The sequence below is a fragment of the Planktotalea frisia genome, assembly GCF_001890925.1.
Taxonomy (GTDB): Bacteria; Pseudomonadota; Alphaproteobacteria; order Rhodobacterales; family Rhodobacteraceae; genus Planktotalea; species Planktotalea frisia.
In genome coordinates, this window is the sequence record NZ_MLCB01000162.1 from 1 (window position 1) to 18,023 (window position 18,023).

General features: G+C 55.1%; 18 protein-coding genes. 2 read left to right on the forward strand and 16 right to left on the reverse strand.

Annotated features, from left to right (window positions below; genetic code table 11):
• Positions 1 to 108: 108 nt before the first annotated feature.
• The 13 genes from dxs to PFRI_RS14445 all read right to left on the reverse strand — a co-directional run bounded on the left by dxs (position 109) and on the right by PFRI_RS14445 (position 12,310).
• Complete coding sequence (dxs, locus tag PFRI_RS14385; protein WP_072631404.1) at positions 109 to 2,034, reverse strand: 1-deoxy-D-xylulose-5-phosphate synthase; 1,926 nt, start codon at positions 2,032 to 2,034, stop codon at positions 109 to 111.
• A 210-nt stretch (positions 2,035 to 2,244) separates the two neighbouring features.
• Positions 2,245 to 2,481: an RC-LH1 core complex protein PufX gene (gene pufX / locus PFRI_RS14390; protein WP_072631405.1), complete on the reverse strand. Its 237-nt coding sequence runs from the start codon at positions 2,479 to 2,481 to the stop codon at positions 2,245 to 2,247.
• 30 nt (positions 2,482 to 2,511) lie between these two features.
• On the reverse strand, positions 2,512 to 3,438 hold the full coding sequence (gene pufM / locus PFRI_RS14395) for a photosynthetic reaction center subunit M (RefSeq protein ID WP_072631406.1): 927 nt from the start codon (positions 3,436 to 3,438) through the stop codon (positions 2,512 to 2,514).
• A 13-nt stretch (positions 3,439 to 3,451) separates the two neighbouring features.
• Positions 3,452 to 4,282 (reverse strand): photosynthetic reaction center subunit L, encoded by an 831-nt coding sequence (gene pufL / locus PFRI_RS14400; protein WP_072631407.1) that lies wholly within the window; start codon positions 4,280 to 4,282, stop codon positions 3,452 to 3,454.
• A 116-nt stretch (positions 4,283 to 4,398) separates the two neighbouring features.
• The gene (gene pufA / locus PFRI_RS14405; RefSeq protein WP_072631408.1) at positions 4,399 to 4,563 is read right to left on the reverse strand and encodes a light-harvesting antenna LH1, alpha subunit; all 165 of its coding nucleotides are present in this window, start codon (positions 4,561 to 4,563) and stop codon (positions 4,399 to 4,401) included.
• Positions 4,564 to 4,575: 12 nt separating this feature from the next.
• Positions 4,576 to 4,734, reverse strand: a complete 159-nt coding sequence (gene pufB, locus PFRI_RS14410) for a light-harvesting antenna LH1, beta subunit (RefSeq protein WP_072631409.1) — start codon at positions 4,732 to 4,734, stop codon at positions 4,576 to 4,578.
• Positions 4,735 to 4,845: 111 nt separating this feature from the next.
• Positions 4,846 to 5,079, reverse strand: a complete 234-nt coding sequence (gene pufQ, locus PFRI_RS14415; protein WP_072631410.1) for a cytochrome PufQ — start codon at positions 5,077 to 5,079, stop codon at positions 4,846 to 4,848.
• Complete coding sequence (bchZ, locus tag PFRI_RS14420; RefSeq protein ID WP_072631411.1) at positions 5,076 to 6,536, reverse strand: chlorophyllide a reductase subunit Z; 1,461 nt, start codon at positions 6,534 to 6,536, stop codon at positions 5,076 to 5,078. Before bchZ ends, pufQ begins: the two co-directional genes overlap by 4 nt.
• Entirely contained in the window at positions 6,536 to 8,071 is a 1,536-nt protein-coding gene (gene bchY / locus PFRI_RS14425; protein ID WP_111445533.1) for a chlorophyllide a reductase subunit Y, read from the reverse strand. Before bchY ends, bchZ begins: the two co-directional genes overlap by 1 nt.
• Positions 8,072 to 8,224: 153 nt before the next feature.
• Positions 8,225 to 9,229, reverse strand: coding sequence for a chlorophyllide a reductase iron protein subunit X (locus tag PFRI_RS14430; RefSeq protein ID WP_072631413.1), 1,005 nt, complete (start codon positions 9,227 to 9,229; stop codon positions 8,225 to 8,227).
• Positions 9,226 to 10,167, reverse strand: coding sequence for a chlorophyll synthesis pathway protein BchC (gene bchC, locus PFRI_RS14435; RefSeq protein WP_072631414.1), 942 nt, complete (start codon positions 10,165 to 10,167; stop codon positions 9,226 to 9,228). Before bchC ends, PFRI_RS14430 begins: the two co-directional genes overlap by 4 nt.
• A 124-nt stretch (positions 10,168 to 10,291) precedes the next feature.
• On the reverse strand, positions 10,292 to 11,422 hold the full coding sequence (locus PFRI_RS14440) for a methyltransferase (protein WP_245812403.1): 1,131 nt from the start codon (positions 11,420 to 11,422) through the stop codon (positions 10,292 to 10,294).
• Positions 11,423 to 12,310 carry a polyprenyl synthetase family protein gene (locus tag PFRI_RS14445; protein ID WP_072631415.1) on the reverse strand — a complete coding sequence of 296 codons (888 nt, stop codon included), beginning with the start codon at positions 12,308 to 12,310 and terminating at the stop codon, positions 11,423 to 11,425.
• 124 nt (positions 12,311 to 12,434) lie between these two features.
• On the opposite strand from PFRI_RS14445, the gene crtD reads away from it, so the two are divergent.
• Together crtD and crtC are read left to right on the forward strand one after the other, a co-directional pair.
• Positions 12,435 to 13,922: a 1-hydroxycarotenoid 3,4-desaturase CrtD gene (gene crtD / locus PFRI_RS14450; protein ID WP_072631416.1), complete on the forward strand. Its 1,488-nt coding sequence runs from the start codon at positions 12,435 to 12,437 to the stop codon at positions 13,920 to 13,922.
• A 71-nt stretch (positions 13,923 to 13,993) separates the two neighbouring features.
• On the forward strand, positions 13,994 to 14,833 hold the full coding sequence (gene crtC / locus PFRI_RS14455; protein ID WP_072631432.1) for a carotenoid 1,2-hydratase: 840 nt from the start codon (positions 13,994 to 13,996) through the stop codon (positions 14,831 to 14,833).
• Here crtC and tspO read toward each other — a convergent pair.
• From tspO to PFRI_RS14470, 3 genes are read right to left on the reverse strand one after another with little or no spacing between them, the layout of a single operon-like run.
• On the reverse strand, positions 14,830 to 15,309 hold the full coding sequence (tspO, locus tag PFRI_RS14460) for a tryptophan-rich sensory protein TspO (RefSeq protein ID WP_072631417.1): 480 nt from the start codon (positions 15,307 to 15,309) through the stop codon (positions 14,830 to 14,832). The two genes, crtC and tspO, sit on opposite strands and share 4 nt — an antisense overlap.
• A 21-nt stretch (positions 15,310 to 15,330) precedes the next feature.
• Positions 15,331 to 16,374: a 15-cis-phytoene synthase gene (gene crtB / locus PFRI_RS14465; RefSeq protein ID WP_072631433.1), complete on the reverse strand. Its 1,044-nt coding sequence runs from the start codon at positions 16,372 to 16,374 to the stop codon at positions 15,331 to 15,333.
• 8 nt (positions 16,375 to 16,382) lie between these two features.
• Positions 16,383 to 17,930, reverse strand: coding sequence for a phytoene desaturase (locus PFRI_RS14470; protein WP_084649706.1), 1,548 nt, complete (start codon positions 17,928 to 17,930; stop codon positions 16,383 to 16,385).
• Positions 17,931 to 18,023: the final 93 nt, after the last annotated feature.

Genomic DNA, 18,023 nt, shown 5'->3' on the forward strand with positions numbered 1-18,023 from the left:
CGCCGAAACCTTCCGCTGTGGCCCGCATCGAAAAACCTTCATCGGAGCGGACCTTGGATAAGAGGTGATTCTTCACAAAACAATCTCAACTTGGGTCATAGAGTCACTTCAAAGCGGCACACCCGAAACACCCAACTTCTGCGCATCAACACCCAAAGCCTGCAACGCAGTCGCAGCGATATCAGTCGCAGTGAGGCCTGCCTCTGCATACATTGCATCGGGTGCCGCTTGGTCGATGAAGCGATCCGGCAAGGTCATCGTGCGGATCGCGAGATTGCCATCAAGCAAACCCTCCCCCGCAAGATAGTGCAGCACCATCGCGCCAAAGCCACCTTGCGAGCCTTGCTCGATCGTGATCAGCGCCTTGTGGGTTTTCACCAATTTGCGAATGAGTGCGTGATCGAGAGGCTTGGCGAAACGCGCATCTGCGACCGTCGCAGTGATGCCTTGCTGTTGCATCAAGTCAGCGGCTTTCAAGCTCTCGCTCAAATGCGCCCCAAAGGAGAGAATCGCCACGTCAGCGCCCTGGCGCACAATGCGCCCTTTGCCGATTTCCAGCACATCGCCAATCTCTGGCATTTCAACGCCTGTGCCAGAACCACGCGGATAGCGGAACGCAATCGGTCCACTGTCATGGGCAGCGGCTGTGGCAACCATATGAACGAGTTCAGCTTCATCAGACGCGGCCATTACCGTCATGTTCGGCAGAGCCGCAAGATAGCCAATGTCGAACGCGCCCGCGTGAGTCGGACCATCGGCACCAACAAGGCCAGCACGATCAATCGCGAAACGCACAGGCAGGTTTTGTAAAGCCACATCATGTACGATTTGATCGTAGCCCCGTTGCAAGAAAGACGAGTAAATCGCGCAGAAAGGTTTCAAACCACCCGCCGCCATTCCAGCGGCAAACGTTACGCCATGTTGCTCGGCAATACCGACGTCAAACATGCGTTTGGGAAACTGCTTGGCAAAGATATCCATACCCGTGCCGGATGGCATCGCAGCAGTAATCCCGACGATGTTTGAATCGTTTTCTGCAAGCTTGCTGAGAGCCGTTCCAAACACGCTCGTGTAGCTTGGCGCGTTCGGGCGGGACTTGGCTTGAACGCCTGTCGCCACATCAAATTTCGCAACGCCGTGATATTTGTCCGCAGATAGTTCAGCAGGCGCATACCCCTTGCCTTTGACCGTGCAGCAATGGATCAACACAGGACCCGTCGCACGCGTGCGCGCGGCACGTAGGACCGACAAAAGCTGTTCCATATTGTGCCCATCCACAGGGCCAATGTATTGAAAACCAAGGTCTTCGAACATTGTACCCCCCGTGCCAGTGACACCCGTTACCAACTGTCTTGCACGGCGCGCATGGTCGCGCAAAGGACCTGGAAGTGCGGATTCAAAACCTTCCGCCATCGTCTGCAACTCCCCCAAAGGAGAGGCATAAAGACCAGAGAGATACTTCGACATAGCGCCCACAGGGGGCGCGATGCTCATCTCGTTATCGTTGAGAATAACGAACATGCGGCGGCCTTCAGAGCCTGCGTTGTTGAGCGCCTCATAGGCCATGCCGGCACTGATGGACCCGTCGCCAATAATCGCGACAGCGTCACCCGTTGGCAGCCCCATATCGCGCGCAACTGTGAAGCCCAAAGCGGCAGAAATTGAGGTGGACGAATGCGCCGCGCCAAACGGGTCAAACTCGGATTCAGCGCGCTTGGTAAAGCCGGAAAGCCCGCCCTCTTGGCGCAACGTGCTCATGCGTTCGCGGCGTGCGGTCAGGACTTTGTGGGGGTAACATTGATGCCCCACATCCCAGATCAGCTTGTCGCGCGGCGTGTCAAAAACAGCGTGCAATGCGACGGTCAGCTCGACCACTCCAAGCGATGAGCCAAGGTGCCCACCGGTGGTGGAAACGGCTTGAACAACTTCACTTCGAACTTCATCCGCAAGCGCGGAAAGCTCTGAATTGCTCAGACCTTTCATATCAGATGGGACATGAATACGATCTAAAATAGGGGTATTCGGACGCGTCATTTCTGGGTCCTTTCTCGACGATTTGTATTTCCCGACGTTTGTGGCTAGTCTGCTGGCTCGGGGACAGATGTTGGAAACGAGTTTCAACATCTGCCTCCCGTAGCCAACAGGATTTGTCAGGACGTCGAGATCCTAACGTTCCCGCATGTTTGAAGGGACCCAAACATGCGGAACCTGGTCAGTTGGGCCTAAGCTACAGGCCCAACCGAATTACGTAAGTTGATTGATCGCAGGATCAGCCAACAGATGTGAGAACGGCGTAGGATCTTCCGTCTCACGGGATTCTTCGGGTAGCAGCAAACCGATGCCTTGCAGCGCAGCCAAGCTTGCCCAAAGAACCAAACAGAAGACCATCGCGTAGCCCGCACCTTTGAGCATCAAGAACGTGACGTCCGCCGTAAGGCGCGAAGTATTGCCCGTTCCTAGATAGTCGTGATTATCACTCATGATAAAACTCCTCTCATTTCTCTCAGCCGCTTAGTCGAGCGGCGCATATCCGTGCTCTTGAGCCCAGATGAACCAGTTATCGACAACTGTTCCTGTGATCAGAATTCCGATACCGCCAGTCAGCGTTGTCAGAACTGCGAACCACCAAGCCCAGCGGTGAATACCCTCCATCGTGGCGTTAAAGCCCATGGTCCAGCGCCAGAACAAAGCGGCGCGCTCAGAGGCAGTACCGCGATCAACGATCTGTTCGATCTCACGCTCGCCGCCGTAACGGGATACCGCCAGAATGGTCGCGCCGTGCATCGCAAAGAGCAAAGCCGAGCCATAAAGGAACGCAATCGAGAGTGCGTGGAACGGGTTGTAGAACAAGTTGCCGTAGGTCAGCGAGAACAGGTTCGTCCAATCAAGGTGCGAGAAGACGCCATATGGCACGGCCTCGGACCAAGATCCCATCAGGATCGGACGGAACAGACCCAAAACCAGCACCAGCCAGATCGCAGAGGCAAAAGCCCAAGAAACGTGCTTGCCCATGCCCAGTTCTTCGGCACGAAGATACGTGCGGATCCACCAGCTACATAGCGAGATCGTAAAGAAGAAGCCGGCAATCAGGAACCAGCCCCCTTCTGCCAAAGGTGCCATGCCCAGCCCGTATTCCTCGGACGGAGGATCAAGGGACAGCCAGAACAAGTCGCGCATGAAGATACCAGGGGAATACTCGGCTTGCGCCCAGAAGTTCATCCCGATGATCACAAACCAGATCAGACCCGTTGCGACAGAGACCACACCGAACGGACCCAAGTGGATCGGTCCAAGTTGTGCGTTACCGAGCAGACCAGCGAGCTTGGAAAAGGCGGTGCCTTTTAAGCGCTCTCTAGAGATAGATCCATCTGGATCCACGCCCATCTCAGGCGGTCCTTGGACCTGAACCTGTGTGAAGATGTTTTGATATTCAATCATTGTTCATACCCTCCTACAGGTCAGCCCACCAAGGCAGTTCAGCATACCAATCCCACCAAGCGCTCCAGCTATCGAACCAGATCGTCCCGGAAATCACGATACAAATGGCGCTCCAGACAACCGCGCTGAGCGCAAGGAAGAGGCCAAGACGGTGAATGCCCAAGGGTCCAATCGAGTAACCGACAAGATCGCGGAAATACGTGTCCTCATGGTCAGGTGTGGTAATCGGATTGCCTTTGCCTGTGTTGACCGCGGACAGAACCAGTGAGCCGTGCAGCGCGAGGGCAAAACACGTCGTAAAGAAGAACGTGATCGCGACCATATGCGCTGGGTTATAGTGGAAGTTGCCGTAAGCGTAGCCGACGTTGTTCACCCAATCGAGGTGGCTGAAGATGCCATATGGGAAGCCATGTCCCCAAGCGCCAAGCAGCACAGGGCGAATGATCACCAGCGTAACGTAGGCCAAAATGGCGATGCTAAAGGCGAACGGAACATGCAGCCCCATGCCAAGCTTTCGCGCAATTTCAACTTCGCGCATCATCCAGCTCAAGAACGCGAATGTCGCGCAAACTGTGATGACTTGCCAAAGCCCACCTTCTTCAAGCGGTGCAATCCCTAGTCCTACCTCGAGTGCGGGTGGATCAATAGAGATCAGCCAAGGGTTCCATGTGTCGCCAAGTGCTGCGCCATAGAAAATCAGAATTGTTCCAAGTGCGGCGAAAAAGAATGTCGTGACGCCGAAAAAGCCGACATAAAATGGGCCTACCCAGAAGTCGAACAGATCCCCGCCAACCAAAGTCCCGCCTCGGACCCGATATTTCTTTTCGAAGCTGAGCTGTGCCATCTTCTATCTCCTTCTTAAGCCGGCGCCCGTTCGATGCTAGCAAAGACAAATGAATTTCGTTGGTTGCGGTGGGCGGCTCAAAAAGTGCCGCCCACTGCGATTTTCTTGAAGCTGAATTACTCGCTAGCTTCAGCCGCGAACGCGCGGTTGAACCAGTTTGTTTCTTCGTTGCTAAGCAGAACGAGGTGAATCATCACTGCCAACAAGAAGAGAAACACACCCTGCGCTACGAAAACGCGTCGTGGGTCAAAAATCAGCCAGACTTTGTAAAACTGTGCCATTTTTTGTGCTCCTTAGCCCCAGGCGAACCAAGGCAATTTGATGTACGTCAGAACGTGAGCAACGACAGCTACGACCGTAAAGATCATAAACCCGCTCATGTAGACTGAGTGCAGCTCTTGCGCTTGCTCGTCTGTTAGACCCGTGAAACTCAGGTCACTTTTATCAGCCATTTTTTTCTCCTGAAAATATGTACTGACGCCGCGCTACCCCCGCGGCTGGGTTTGAACAGAAGCTCGTCCTCTGTCCTGAAATTCACTCCCTCTTGCGAGGTAGCGAAACTGTTAACCCCAGAAAATCCGGGGCGTAATTGACTGTGCTTCGCTCCACGCTTTGCGGATCGGGCCTTGCTCAGGCAGCGCAACATTGCGCACCAGTGAGTAAGCCCAGAGCAGTGTGCAAATTGGCAAAGCTGCGAGCAGGATTAGAGTAAAGTAGACCTTGTACTCAGTGCTTGAATCGCGCGCAGATTTGTTCTCGTGCGCGGCCCATGATACGTCATTTGTAAAATCGGTCATTTGGCTCCTCCAGAAGCTGGTTGTAGGCCTTCCACAATCTCAAGGAGGACCCGTTCTGCTCCACTTTCGAGAGCGCGCTTTTCAGCAGCGTCCCGCAGTGTTTTTGCGGCAGAAATTCTTGTTAGGATGGGATGGTTAGCGACGATCTCATCCAAACGTCGTTGCGCGTCCGCGTCCCAAGGGAAGTCGCGGCGCAGTTGTGTCGGTGTTGCAGGGGCTTCATCCATTTCCGTGCCAAGCGGCAGGATATGAAACAAAGCATCAAACAAGCTGTTGCACACTTCTTGCACCAGATAAGTCGCGCCCGCGTAGCCCATGAAAGGCGTACCCGTCGCACGCCGGATAGCAGCACCGGGGAAGGACGCAGGTATGAAAGATGGCGCAGGACCAAAGCCTGATTTCATCTCCGCGAGGTACATCTTTTCATTGATGGACCCCATGACGATAAGCGGACGTTTCTGGTGCATCATCTCGCGCACTGAATCGTTGTCCGTTTTCTTGCCACGCAAACGCGCAACTGCGAAGGCGCAAGGCAGACCCAAATCATCCTCAAGAAACTTACGAATGCCGCGCGTGTAGGTTTCATTGGCAACAATCGCAAAAGATGCGGTCGCAAAAAAATCCTGCGTGACAGAGCGCCACAAATCCCAAACGGGTTTGATCGTGGAGTGCTTTTCCTGCTCGATGAACGGTTCTGGATCAAGGTCCAGATGCTCACCCAAGGTGCGCAGGAATTTCGTCGTTGAATCGATGCCGATCGGTGCCTGCAAGTAAGGTTTGCCCAGCACTTCGCAAAGGCCGCGACCGAATTCGCGATACATACAGATGTTCACATCCGCATTCACCAATCCACGCATTTCCGCCACATGGGCACCAAGCGGCATGACCATGTTAACTTCAGCGCCGATACCTTCGACAAGACGACGGATTTCGGCCAGATCGGATGGCATATTGAACGTGCCATACATTGGTCCGAGAATGTTGACGCGTGGCTTTGCGTCTTCTTCACGCTTCTTTTCAGGGGGCATACGGCCCTTGGTCATGCCAAATTCCGTGAAAATCCAAGTCATCGCGCGATCTGCGGCTTCCCATTGATCTTCATCAATCGTGCGCGGCAAAAAGCGTTGGATATTCGTGCCTTGCGGCGTCACGCCACCACCGATCATCTCGGCGATAGAGCCTGTGACAACAACCGCAGGAAGCGCTGGATCCAGCACTTTCCAAGCGCGTTTCATCGACTCTTCCGTACCGCTGCCCATCTCTTCTTCGGCCAGACCCGTCACCACAATCGGCAACTCATGCGGCGGAAGCGCGTCAGTGTAGTGAAGCACGGATGTGACTGGCAGGTTCTCGCAGCCCACAGGGCCGTCGATCACACATTGCAATCCTTTGACGGCACAGAATGCATAAACCGCACCCCAGTATCCGCCCGCGCGGTCGTGATCTTGTACTAACATTAGATCATCTCCGCTGCTTTGGCGGCTTTCGCAGCGCGTTCTAGTTTTTTCTGGTTCGTGGCGCGGAAATTCGGCTGCAAGTTCGGGGACTTTTCCCAAACACCAGCTGTGTCGCCGTGACCAACGCCCTCAAAGAACTCGCGCATATGCGCCATACGATCTTTGTTACCAATCGCTGCATTAACCACTTGAGCGAGCGAGCCAGCCCCAGCAGCACCCATCAACGGACGCGCAGAAATTAAGTTGGTGAAGTAGAGCGACGGAATGCCCAGTTCTTTACCCTTTTGCACAACAGGCGTTGTACCAATGGCAAGATCAGGACGGATCGCTTCCATCGCGGCGCAATCATCTTCCAGCGACGCGCGGTACTTAACCTTAACGCCTTTAGCTTCCAACCAAGCCGCATCATCCGCGGACCATGGTGTCTTGGGGCAAGCGGTGCCTACATATGGAACGTCAGCGCCACTTTCGATCAACAAACGCGCGACCAAAAGTTCACTACCCTCGTAACCAGAAAGCGTGATCGTGCCTTTGATCGGGCTCGCGGCAAGCGCGTCTTTGATCATTGGCAGAAATTGATTTTGGGTCGCTGCGATTTGATCGGCAGGCAAATTAAACGCCTCACCAATGCTTGCGAGCCACGTGCGCGTGCCATCCATACCAACAGGTGCAGAGCCAATCACAGGACGCCCCGCCGCTTGGAATTCACGCACAGACGCCGTGTAGAACGGATGGATCGCAGCCACTGCACCGCAATCAAGCGCCGCATATAGCTCGCGCCACTCACGACACGGAACAACAGGACCAGCCGCAAGACCAAGGGGTGCGAGCATTTGACCGATAACCATCGGGTCAGCCGGGAACATTTCACCGAGCAGAGAAACAGTCGGGCGATCGGATTTACCACTTGCTGGCATTGGCACTGGGCCTGCTTCAATCTCTTGACGGGCATAGTTCAGCATCGCGCCAGCAAGGACATCTTTTGCCTCTGCGTGGGTTGGAATGCCGAAACCGGGAACATCAATACCAACAATGCGCACGCCGTTGATCTGCTTTGGAAGTAAACGCAGGGGCACACCAGAGGCAGTTGGAACGCAAAGGTTCGTCACAATAACCGAGTCAAGCTTTTCAGGGTCAGCAATGTCATGCACCGCTTCGCGAATGTCCTCAAACAACTTGCCCGTGACCAAAGTTTCCGAATTGAACGGAACGTAGCCAACCGAACGTCGCGCACCGTAGAAATGGGACACAAACGACAGACCATAAACGCAGCAAGCTGATCCGCTTAGGATCGTCGCTGTGCGTTTCATGCGCAAACCAACGCGCAAGGATCCGAATGCAGGGCACATGCTTTGGGGTTTGTCATGTGGGCCTTGGGGATAATCAGCCGCGTATTGGTCCAGAATTTCAGATTTACCAGCCGCGCGTGCAGCCGCTTCCATCTTGTCTGTTCCAGCAGAACATCCGCCTTCTAGTGCTGTCTCTTTGACAGCCTCAGGGGCTTTTTCGGGAGCAGAGGGCAGCTCAAATGTCATCGGCGATGACATATCAAACATCTGCAAATCTTCGGGCGCTTTTTCAGGAGCGCGCGCAGCGACAACTTGCACGTTTCCGTCGGCATCATATCCGACTTCGTAGCCATCCGTCATAATGCGCCCTCCTGGATTAGGAGTATGTCAAAGCGATGCTCAAGCATCGTCATACACCACTTCAAGGCTAACCTTGGGCTTGGAAAACTTGCCGCGCATATCCTCGTCAGTCGCAGGGACCAACTGGTAATCGCCGCCCGTATCTTTGGCATCAAACAGGCCAAGCAGACCGTCTTGATCCAAGGGCGCAGGGCGTACAGGCGGCGCAATGCCGACCGCTTCGCCAAGTTCAGCGAACAGGCCACCCCACTGGGATTCTTTCGTGCCGACAATCTGGTAGTTCGCAGATTTCTTGCGCAGATCATCGTCCTGTGGGATCGCAGCGAGAACTGGAATATCAACCGCTTTGGCAAACGCTTGCGCCTCGCCAGAGCCGTCATCTTTGTTGATCACAAGACCTGCAACACCGACGTTACCGCCTAGCTTGCGGAAATACTCAACCGCAGAGCAAACGTTGTTCGCCACATAAAGTGACTGCAAATCATTCGACGCCACAAGGATAACCTTTTGCGCCATGTCACGTGCGATCGGCAGGCCGAAACCGCCACACACCACGTCGCCGAGGAAGTCGAGCAGAACGTAGTCAAAGTCCCAATCGTGAAAGCCCAATTTTTCGAGCAGCTCAAAACCATGGATAATCCCGCGACCACCACAGCCACGACCAACCTCAGGTCCGCCAAGCTCCATCGCGAACACACCGCCGCGTTTGAAACAGACATCACCGATCTTGACCTCTTCGCCAGCAACCTTCTTGGCACCAGACGTTTCAATGATCGTCGGGCAGGCTTTGCCACCGAACAACAAGGACGTCGTGTCAGATTTCGGGTCACAGCCAATAAGCAGAACGCGTTTGCCTTGCTCGGCCATCATGTGGCTGAGGTTCGCAAGCGTGAAGGATTTACCGATGCCGCCTTTACCGTAGATCGCGATGATCTGGGTTTTGCTCGTGGGTTCGCCTTGCGGCACCTCTAGAGTTGGCTCTTGTGCGGCTTCGTCACGCAGGCGTTGGTCAAAGTCTTTGAGATTTGGCACTTCGTCTTTCACGTCGCGTCCCTCCAATTAAGCATCATCTTGAGGCACTCAGGATCACTGAACGCCGTTTCATATGCAGCTGGCGCATCGGCTGAATGCGCGCTGTGCGTGATTAATCCACCAAGGCTCAGCGCGCCGCTTTCGACCAGCGCGCGTGTGGCAATCAAATCATCTCGGTTCCATTCAGCCGCGACCCGGAAACGCGCTTCTTTCATGAAGGCAGGCGGAAAAGCGAAGCTGATGGCATCTGTGTAAAATCCGGCGAGAACGATCTCTCCGCCGCGCGCGATCCGTCCGATCAGATCGCCAAGAACGGCGGTCGATCCGGATGCATCGTAAATGGATTTGTAGTTGCGACGGATGTCGTCTTCTGGTGCGATCACGTCATATCCAACAGCGCCTGTGCGGCGTGGCGGATCAATTTCCCAAACCGTCGGCGCAGGTGCACCAGCAGCGATTGTGAGACGTGCAAGCAAACGACCAAGAACACCGTGGCCCACAATAAGATCAGGAACCGCTTTACCCTGCCCTGCCATCGCGTGACGCGCAGTTGCAGCCAATGCGAGCAATGCACCCTCAGCGCCGAAACCTGCGTCAATCTTAGTGACGCGATTCTCTGCGCTGACCAGCGTACGCGCGGCACCACCAAAGAGACCAAAGGCACCTTCGTAGCAATTCGCGCCAGGGACAAAGACAGTGTCGCCCGCTTTATAAATGCTGCCCTTAGGCGCGCTCATCACTTCACCACTGGCTTCATAGCCGGGCACAAGTGGAAACCCCATTCCAGGAAAGGGAGGCATATCACCGGACCAGAACAATTTCTCTGTCCCTGTCGAAATACCAGAATGATTGATCTGGACAACCAAGTCACCGTCATTGGGTGGCGTGATCTTCAAAACATCCAAAGCCAGATCTTTTGGGCCTTTAAGTAAAACAGCAGTTGTTTCCATGGTGACCCCCCTTGGCCTTGGCGTCGAAACTGGTCTTGAAAGACTCAGGTGCGACATTACTTCTCATGTGTAACGTAAATCTGACAACTCATACTGTCAACTATAATTGACACTTAGTTGTCAGCTATTCTTTACGTGCGTGCAGACAGCCGGTTACGAATGCACGCATAGGCTTGGGCGTACCAACGACCTTGAAACCAGCCTCTTCACACAGCGCTGAAATCTCCGCAGCAGAGCGCGCCTTGCCGGTCTGCATCGCCAACGTATAAAGCGCGAAATAGACGTCACCTGCGCGTTCAGGCTTGTCGCCACCAGACATAGGTTCGGAAATGATCAGCCGCCCACCACTGGGCAGGGCGTCATAACATTTCGCCAAAAGCTGACGCACAGTAGTATCGCTGTGGTCGTAAAGAACTCGAATGAGGCTGATCGCATCTGCGCCCGTGGGAATCGGGTCAGTTTTGAACGAACCACATTCGAATCGCGAGCGCGCACCAAAGCCAGCCGCTTCAAAACGAGCAACAGAACTGGGCGCGACCTCTGGGAGATCGAAAAGCACGAGGTCGAGTTTCGGATAAGCACGCCCAACAGCTTCGAGGAACGCACCAGAGCCACCACCCACATCACGCAGCGTTTTAATGTCGGAAAAATCGAGCGCGCGCAGCGTATCTTGTGCCACCAGCTCTTGGCTTTGCGCCATCAGATCTGAATAGGTCGCCGCCACATCAGGCTCCATCCCGCCACCGAAAACGTAGGGCCAGAAAGAGGCGAGTTCCGTCTCGGTCTCACCACGAAAGAAGGCGACAGGATCCGACAAATCGCGGTAAAGAATATCATGGTGCTTGATCATCGCTTCAAGACCAGGAACGCCAACAAGCGCAGCGCCCCTTTGGGTCAGCCCGTACCGACCACCGCGTTTTTGTTTGATCAACTGAATAGCCACAGCCGCGCGCATAAGGATCACCATACGCTCGTCAGGAACACGACAGACATGCGCGAGCTGCGCAACTGTCATTGGCTGATCAAGCAGGCGGCGTGGGATATCAAACTGCACCAAAGCCATCAAAACTTGCGAATGACAAAAGCCTGCCAGCAGATCAAACAACGCTTCACCCTCGCGACGCACAATACCGCGCGTCAAAGGGAAACCAGCGGCCCATGTTTGAAACTTGCGCGATGAAATCAGCCGCGCGAAAAAGCCCCCCTTGGGCTTGCTCGCCAAAGCGTTCGGCATATCCATACGCGCGTCGGTCACTTATTCACCTGGAATTTTGCTAGCTTGGCTCGCGCGCCATTTGAGCGGCGTCAAAACTTCCGCCTGCATGTTTACCAGTTTGGCCAACCCTGCTTCGCCCGGACATTTGGGAATTGACGCAATCGCGCCACTTAGAATGTCTTTCATCCGATCAATCGCGCCGTAAACACCCAGCTCGGTCACCGCATTCGGGCGGCCGTGCAGATCATCCTGACCCACTGGCTTGCCCAAAGCTTCCTCATCATAAAGCGCATCGCGCAAATCATCCGCAACTTGGAACGCTTCGCCAATGCGCGCGCCCAACTCTTCCCATTGATCGCCCTCTTGGCCCGCTGCAATCGCACCCATTTGCGTGGCTGCAATGAACAAAGCGCCGGTTTTGGAACGGTGATAGGCGGCAAGATCAATCTTGCTCTCACTCTCCCAGCCCTGCCCTGCACAGATGCCATTTGGCATGCCTGTGCGCTCTGCGAGCACCTTCATCAACGCAATCGCGCGCATAGGATCAAGGCCAGCAACTTCCGTCAGAACAGAAAAGGCCATGACGATCAGGCTATCGCCCGTCAGCACCGCAAGCGGTTCGCTAAATTCGATATGTGTCGTCGCTTTGCCGCGCCGCGTATCCGCGTCATCAAAGCAGGGTAGATCGTCATGCACCAGCGACGCACAGTGGATCAGCTCAAGCGCGACAGCCGCTGCATCTGCAATCTTGGGTGCATCATCACCGCACGCCGCCGCAACACTCAGCAGAATGCTAGGGCGAATCCGCGCGCCGCCAGGGCTGACTGAATAGTGCAACGCCCGCGCGAGTTTGTCTGGAGAGGGTGCCGCTTGTCCCGCCGTGATCGCTCGTGACATGGCATCTTCTATGCGTTTGGAAAAATCCATCCAACTCTCCTTTGACAGTCCAATAACTCAGGACTGTATTTTCTTGATGACGACTAATATGTAAACTAAACTGGACATATTCGAACGGCCTGTCAATCCAAAGCAACACAAAGGAGCCTGTTAAATGACGACTTCAGCCCCGCACGTTGCGATTATTGGTGCTGGTATCGGTGGTTTGGCCGCTGCTTTGCGCCTCTCGCACTGGGGATGTCGCGTTACGGTTCTGGAACGTCATGCAGGACCCGGCGGCAAGATGCGCACACTGCCCACAGATGCAGGTCCGGTTGATGCGGGCCCTACCGTATTGACAATGAAACCTGTGTTTGAGGCACTTTTCACCGATGTTGGGCTACATTTAGACGAACACGTGACCTTACAAACCGAAGAGACCCTCGCGCGGCATTTCTGGCGCGACGGCACTGTGCTCGACCTGATGTCTGACCCTTATCAAAGCGTTGAAAACATTGCGCGCGCGTTTGATTCAAATGCCGCAAAAGAGTTCAGCGCTTTCTGCGCTCAAACCAAAATTCTCTATGACGCCTTCGATAACCCGATGATTCGCACATCGGAACCTTCGCTTGGCGACCTTGCTCTAACTGTCGCCAAATCCCCCAAACTCCTGCGTGCGATGAAACCCCTCAGCACGCTCGCGAGCAGTCTCAGCCAAAGCTTCAGCGACCCGCGTTTGGCGCAACTTTTCGCACGTTACGCCACTTATGTCGGCGGCCTGCCCGCGCACTCCCCCTCGCTGTTAAGCTTGATCTGGCAAGCCGAAAGCCAAGGTGTCTGGCATGTCAAAGGCGGCATGCACCAGCTCGCACAAAACATCGAAAAAGCCGCGCGCGGTTTCGGGGCGGAGTTCATTTACAACGCCCATGTGACTCGTATCGAAACCCAAGATGGCCGCATCTGTGCAGTGCAAACCGATGATGCGCGGCACATGGTTGATGCTGTGCTGTTCAATGGCGATCCAAACGCGCTTCGCTCAGGTCTGCTCGGCCCCGCACCTGAAACTGCTGTGGATGCCAGCGCCACAAACCCACGCAGTTTATCCGCGAATGTGATGTCCTTCGCCGCGATCCCAGAGGGTGTGCCGCTCGCCGCACATAACGTCTTCTTCGCGCAAGATCCGAAAACCGAATACGCCCCCCTCGCCAAAGGTCAGCAACAAAGTGATCCGACGCTCTATATATGCGCCCAAGATCGCTTTGGCGGCTCGACACCCATTGGCCCTGAACGCTTTGAGATCATTCTCAACAGCCCCCCAACTGACGAAAAAACGCCCCCAAGCGAGAAAGAAAAAGAGCAATGTCAAACCTTGATCCTACAGCAGCTCAGTCACTTCGGTCTCAGCTTTTCACCAAGGCCCACAGCCAGCACACTCACGATGACCAAAGACTTCGCGCAGCTCTTTCCAGCGAGCCACGGATCGCTTTACGGGCGTACCCCACATGGGATGATGGCAGCGTTCAAACGCCCGCCAGCCCGGAGCAAGCTCAAGGGGCTCTACCTCGTGGGGGGCGGCACACATCCGGGGGCGGGGGTGCCGATGGCAACCCTCTCCGGTCAGCACGCGGCCGCGGCGATCTTGAGCGACCTAATTTCAACATAGACGTCCCTCCCGGCGGTTATGCGTGGTGGTACGTAGACGGGGTTAGCGATGATGGCACGCGCGCGGTGTCTGTGATCGGCTTTATCGGCTCTGTGTTTTCTCCGTGGTACGCATGGTCAGGACGCGGTGATCCAAGCAACAATTGCTGCATCAACGTCGCCACTTACGGCAAAGGCGGACGCTTCGCGATGACAGATCGAGGCAATAGTGCTCTGCGCCGTAGCAAGGATTGCTTGCAAGTTGGCCCCTCTTCGATGCGCTGGGACAACGGCGCGCTGATCATCGACATCAATGAGATCTCTTCGCTCCCTATCATCTCTCGCATGCGCGGCCAGATCCGCCTTCAACCTTCTGGCCTTACCTCGGTTGAGATGCCGCTCACCCCTGATGGCGCGCATGTGTGGCGCCCCTTCGCACCTACAGCGCGTATCTCTGTAAAACTTGAAGCAAAGGGATGGCAATTCGACGGACACGGCTATTTCGACAGTAACTTCGGTACGCGTTCTTTGGAGGAAGATTTCTCAACATGGACATGGGCGCGCTACCCGACCGCCAATGGCTCCACCTGCTTTTACGACGCCAACCGTCGCGATGGTTCTGTGCTCGATGCAGCAATAAACTTTGATGAAGACGGCTCCGCGCGCGCCGTTTCAGGGCCACCAAAGACACCGTTCAAACGCACACTTTGGGCCTTGAAACGCGATACGCGCGCAGATGTCGGAACCACGCCCAAACAAGTCAAAACCATGCTCGACGCGCCGTTTTATTCCCGCTCTGTTGTGCAAACCACGATTGATGGTGAACGCGTAGAGGGCGTGCATGAGGCGCTTGATCTGAACCGTTACGGCTCAAACCTGATTAAACCCATGCTCGCTGTGCGCGTGCCGCGTCGTAAGAATTGGACGTTTTAAAGCTTGGACAGGTCCAACGCTTCCACATCAGGGTTCAAGTTCGCGACGGAGTAATTCAACATCGCCGCAACGCTCACCCACGCGAGATATGGCACCATCGCCATGCCTGCCCAGAAATCAATCTGCCAGTGGGTAATGAAACATCCCAGCACCGAGAGCCACAAAAACGCCATCACAACCAGCGCCCCTTTTAAGCGGCGTAGGCCGAAAAACATCGGAGTCCAAAGCGTGTTAAACGCAATTTGAGCAGCCCAGAAGGCCATCGCAAAATGGCTCCCCTCCATCACCGCGACGCGCGCGGCTGCGAAAGAGATCAGCACATAAATCGTTGTCCACATGACTGGAAAAACCCAGTTTGGCGGTGTCCATGACGGCTTGTTCAGGCTGACATACCACGCGCCTGGGGGGAACAACCCGCCAGTCGCGCCTGCGCCAAAACATGTGCCAAGAAAGAGTGCGAAGAGTATATATTCCATCGCCGCAATATAGATCAGCGCTTACTCCGCCGCCACCCCGATTGTGGATTTGGCGTTGACCTCACGCGCTTTCAGCTCTGAGAGCACCGACAAAAGCGCGCCAGTGCGTCCCGTCCCCCACTCGCTTGCGCGCGGCGAATTCGTGGCGACTGCGTCAACCAAAAAGCGCACTTCGTCCAGCGGGGATGCAAACAGAACTGGCGATTTCGGCAAGATAACACTCGCTGCAGAACGCACGGCAGAGACACTGATCAAACCCAACTTATGCGCGTTGGTCGTGCGCGCGCGATGATTAATCGAATCGTGTCCCAAACGTGTGAGCTGCGTGCCAATCGCTCCGTAGATAAAGCGCGCGGCAAAGATACCTGTGCGCGCATTCAATGGCAGCGACCCGATCCCCGTCTCAGAGCGTATGTATAGACGACGCGCCTCAGCGAGCAGGCGTTTCACCATGCGTTTCACTTCAGGCGATGCACTCGGATTGGCCATGAACTCCGCAGGCTCCATGCCCGCATCTGCGAGCCAATCCAGCGGCAAATAAATCCGCCCTGCCCGCGCATCTTCACCCACGTCGCGCGCAATATTGGTCAGCTGCATCGCAACGCCCAAATCACAGGCCCGCGCCAAAGCGTCCGCATCGCGCACGCGCATCAAAACGCACATCATTGCACCAACGGCCGATGCCACGCGCGCAGAGTATCCGCGCACATCAGAGAGCGTTTCATAGCACTGCTCCATCGCGTCCCATGCAAGTCCCTCAAGCAAAGCTTCGGGCAAAGCACGCGGCATATCAAACTCTTCACACACAGCTGCGAATGCGCGGTCCTCGGGCGCATTGCGTGGCGTGCCTGCGTAAACCAGATCAAGCCGTTTTTGCAGATCAAGCACAGCCGCGCGCTTGTTGCTGCCCTCATCCACTTCATCATCTGCCAAGCGACAAAACGCATAAAGCGCCAGCGCAGGGTCGCGCACAGAACTTGGCAAAAGCTTTGATGCCGCATGGAACGACAAAGACCCAGTGCGGATCACTTCGCGGCAATGCTCTAAATCGTCGGAACGGATCAAAGACGTACTCATTCTGCGGCCAATCTTGTGTCAAAAGGTTTCGCGCGCGCCATGTCAGGCACCATTTTTCCCAGCACTTCAGAGCTCGACACAACCCCCGGCAATCCCGCCCCCGGATGTGTTCCAGCCCCAACAAGATAGAGACCTTTCGCCTCTTCGCTCACATTATGCGGACGAAACCATGCGCTTTGCAAAATGCGCGGTTCCAGCGAGAAACCAGAGCCATGCGGGCTTAGATAGCGCTCGCGGAACGTTTCAGGCGTGAACACCGTTTCCGTCGAAATATGATCCTGAAATCCGGGAATTATTTTTTCAACTTCCGCCGCGACCTTCGCACGGTAAATCGGCTCTTCTTTCTCCCAATCAACAGGATTGTCCCAATTCAGATGCGGCACAGGTGAGAGCACATAAAACGTATCATCCCCCTCAGGTGCAGCCGTAGGATCGGTCACGCAAGGACGGTGAATATAAAGGCTCATGTCGTCGGATAATTTCCCGCGCATGAAGATGTCTTTCAACAAACCTTTAAAGCGCGGCCCATTCGCAATCGTGTGATGCCCTACGTCCGCCCACTTATCAGCGGTGCCTTTGGTGCCAAAATACCAAACATAAAGCCCCATCGACCACCGCTTGCGCGCGATCTTGCGCTCGGTCCAACGACGCTTCTTATGATTGCGCAGCAAGTGGGAATAGGTATGTCCCGCGTCCGCATTGCTGACAATAAGCGGCGCATCGCGTTCGCTACCATCTTCAAGGCGCACAGCTTTGGCCGCACCGTCCTTGATCACAATTTCATCCACCGTCACGTTCTGCTCAATCACGCCACCTTGCGCGCGCACAACATCTGCCATCGCATCCGCAATCGCCTGAACGCCACCCATCGCGTAATGCACGCCGTATGTTTTCTCCAAGTGCGCGACCAAAGCATAGATCGACGTCACATGCGTCGGATCACCACCAATAAACAGCGGATGGAACGACAGCGCCATGCGCAACTTTTCGTTTTTCACGCGCGACGCGGCCAACCCATAGATAGAGCGATCCGCACGAAGGCGCGCAAAGGTCGGCAGCACTTTGATTGTCTCCCAAGCGCGGTGCATCGGCTTGGCCACCATGCCCTCGAAACCCACCACATAACGCGCATGGGAATCTTTCAGAAACTTCTGAAACCCCTTCACATCATTGGGGCTAAGCTTGGCAACTTCTGCCAACATTTTATCATCATCAGAACATGCGCTAAATTTCGTGCCGTCCGGCCAGCGTACTTCGTAGAAAGGTTCCAAAGGACGCAAATCAACGTCGTTGTGAAAATCACGCCCGCATTCCGCCCAGAGACGTTCGAACACATCCGGCACCGTCACAATCGTTGGCCCCAGATCAAAACGATGCCCGTCTTGCTCAATCGACGAGCCACGCCCACCTGTGCGATCAAGGCGATCCAGCACCGTCACCGCATATCCCTTGGCGCCCAAACGCATCGCTGCGGAAAGCCCACCGAGGCCAGCGCCAATAACAATCGCGCGGTTGTCCGTTCCGGTTTGTGAAAGCTGTGTCATGATCATCCCAAGCAGCGACTGTCTAGTCTAGTTTACATTATTAGCGTGAGAGAGCTTCACAAGGCAAGGGATATGTGTCAGTCTAAGTTTACA

Coding starts and splice junctions, on each gene's coding strand:
- dxs (WP_072631404.1), bottom strand. CDS start 2,034: ATGACGCGTCCGAATACCCCTATTTTAGATCGTATTCATGTCCCATCT.
- pufX (WP_072631405.1), bottom strand. CDS start 2,481: ATGAGTGATAATCACGACTATCTAGGAACGGGCAATACTTCGCGCCTT.
- pufM (WP_072631406.1), bottom strand. CDS start 3,438: ATGATTGAATATCAAAACATCTTCACACAGGTTCAGGTCCAAGGACCG.
- pufL (WP_072631407.1), bottom strand. CDS start 4,282: ATGGCACAGCTCAGCTTCGAAAAGAAATATCGGGTCCGAGGCGGGACT.
- pufA (WP_072631408.1), bottom strand. CDS start 4,563: ATGGCACAGTTTTACAAAGTCTGGCTGATTTTTGACCCACGACGCGTT.
- pufB (WP_072631409.1), bottom strand. CDS start 4,734: ATGGCTGATAAAAGTGACCTGAGTTTCACGGGTCTAACAGACGAGCAA.
- pufQ (WP_072631410.1), bottom strand. CDS start 5,079: ATGACCGATTTTACAAATGACGTATCATGGGCCGCGCACGAGAACAAA.
- bchZ (WP_072631411.1), bottom strand. CDS start 6,536: ATGTTAGTACAAGATCACGACCGCGCGGGCGGATACTGGGGTGCGGTT.
- bchY (WP_111445533.1), bottom strand. CDS start 8,071: ATGACATTTGAGCTGCCCTCTGCTCCCGAAAAAGCCCCTGAGGCTGTC.
- bchC (WP_072631414.1), bottom strand. CDS start 10,167: ATGGAAACAACTGCTGTTTTACTTAAAGGCCCAAAAGATCTGGCTTTG.
- PFRI_RS14445 (WP_072631415.1), bottom strand. CDS start 12,310: ATGGATTTTTCCAAACGCATAGAAGATGCCATGTCACGAGCGATCACG.
- crtD (WP_072631416.1), top strand. CDS start 12,435: ATGACGACTTCAGCCCCGCACGTTGCGATTATTGGTGCTGGTATCGGT.
- tspO (WP_072631417.1), bottom strand. CDS start 15,309: ATGGAATATATACTCTTCGCACTCTTTCTTGGCACATGTTTTGGCGCA.
- PFRI_RS14470 (WP_084649706.1), bottom strand. CDS start 17,930: ATGACACAGCTTTCACAAACCGGAACGGACAACCGCGCGATTGTTATT.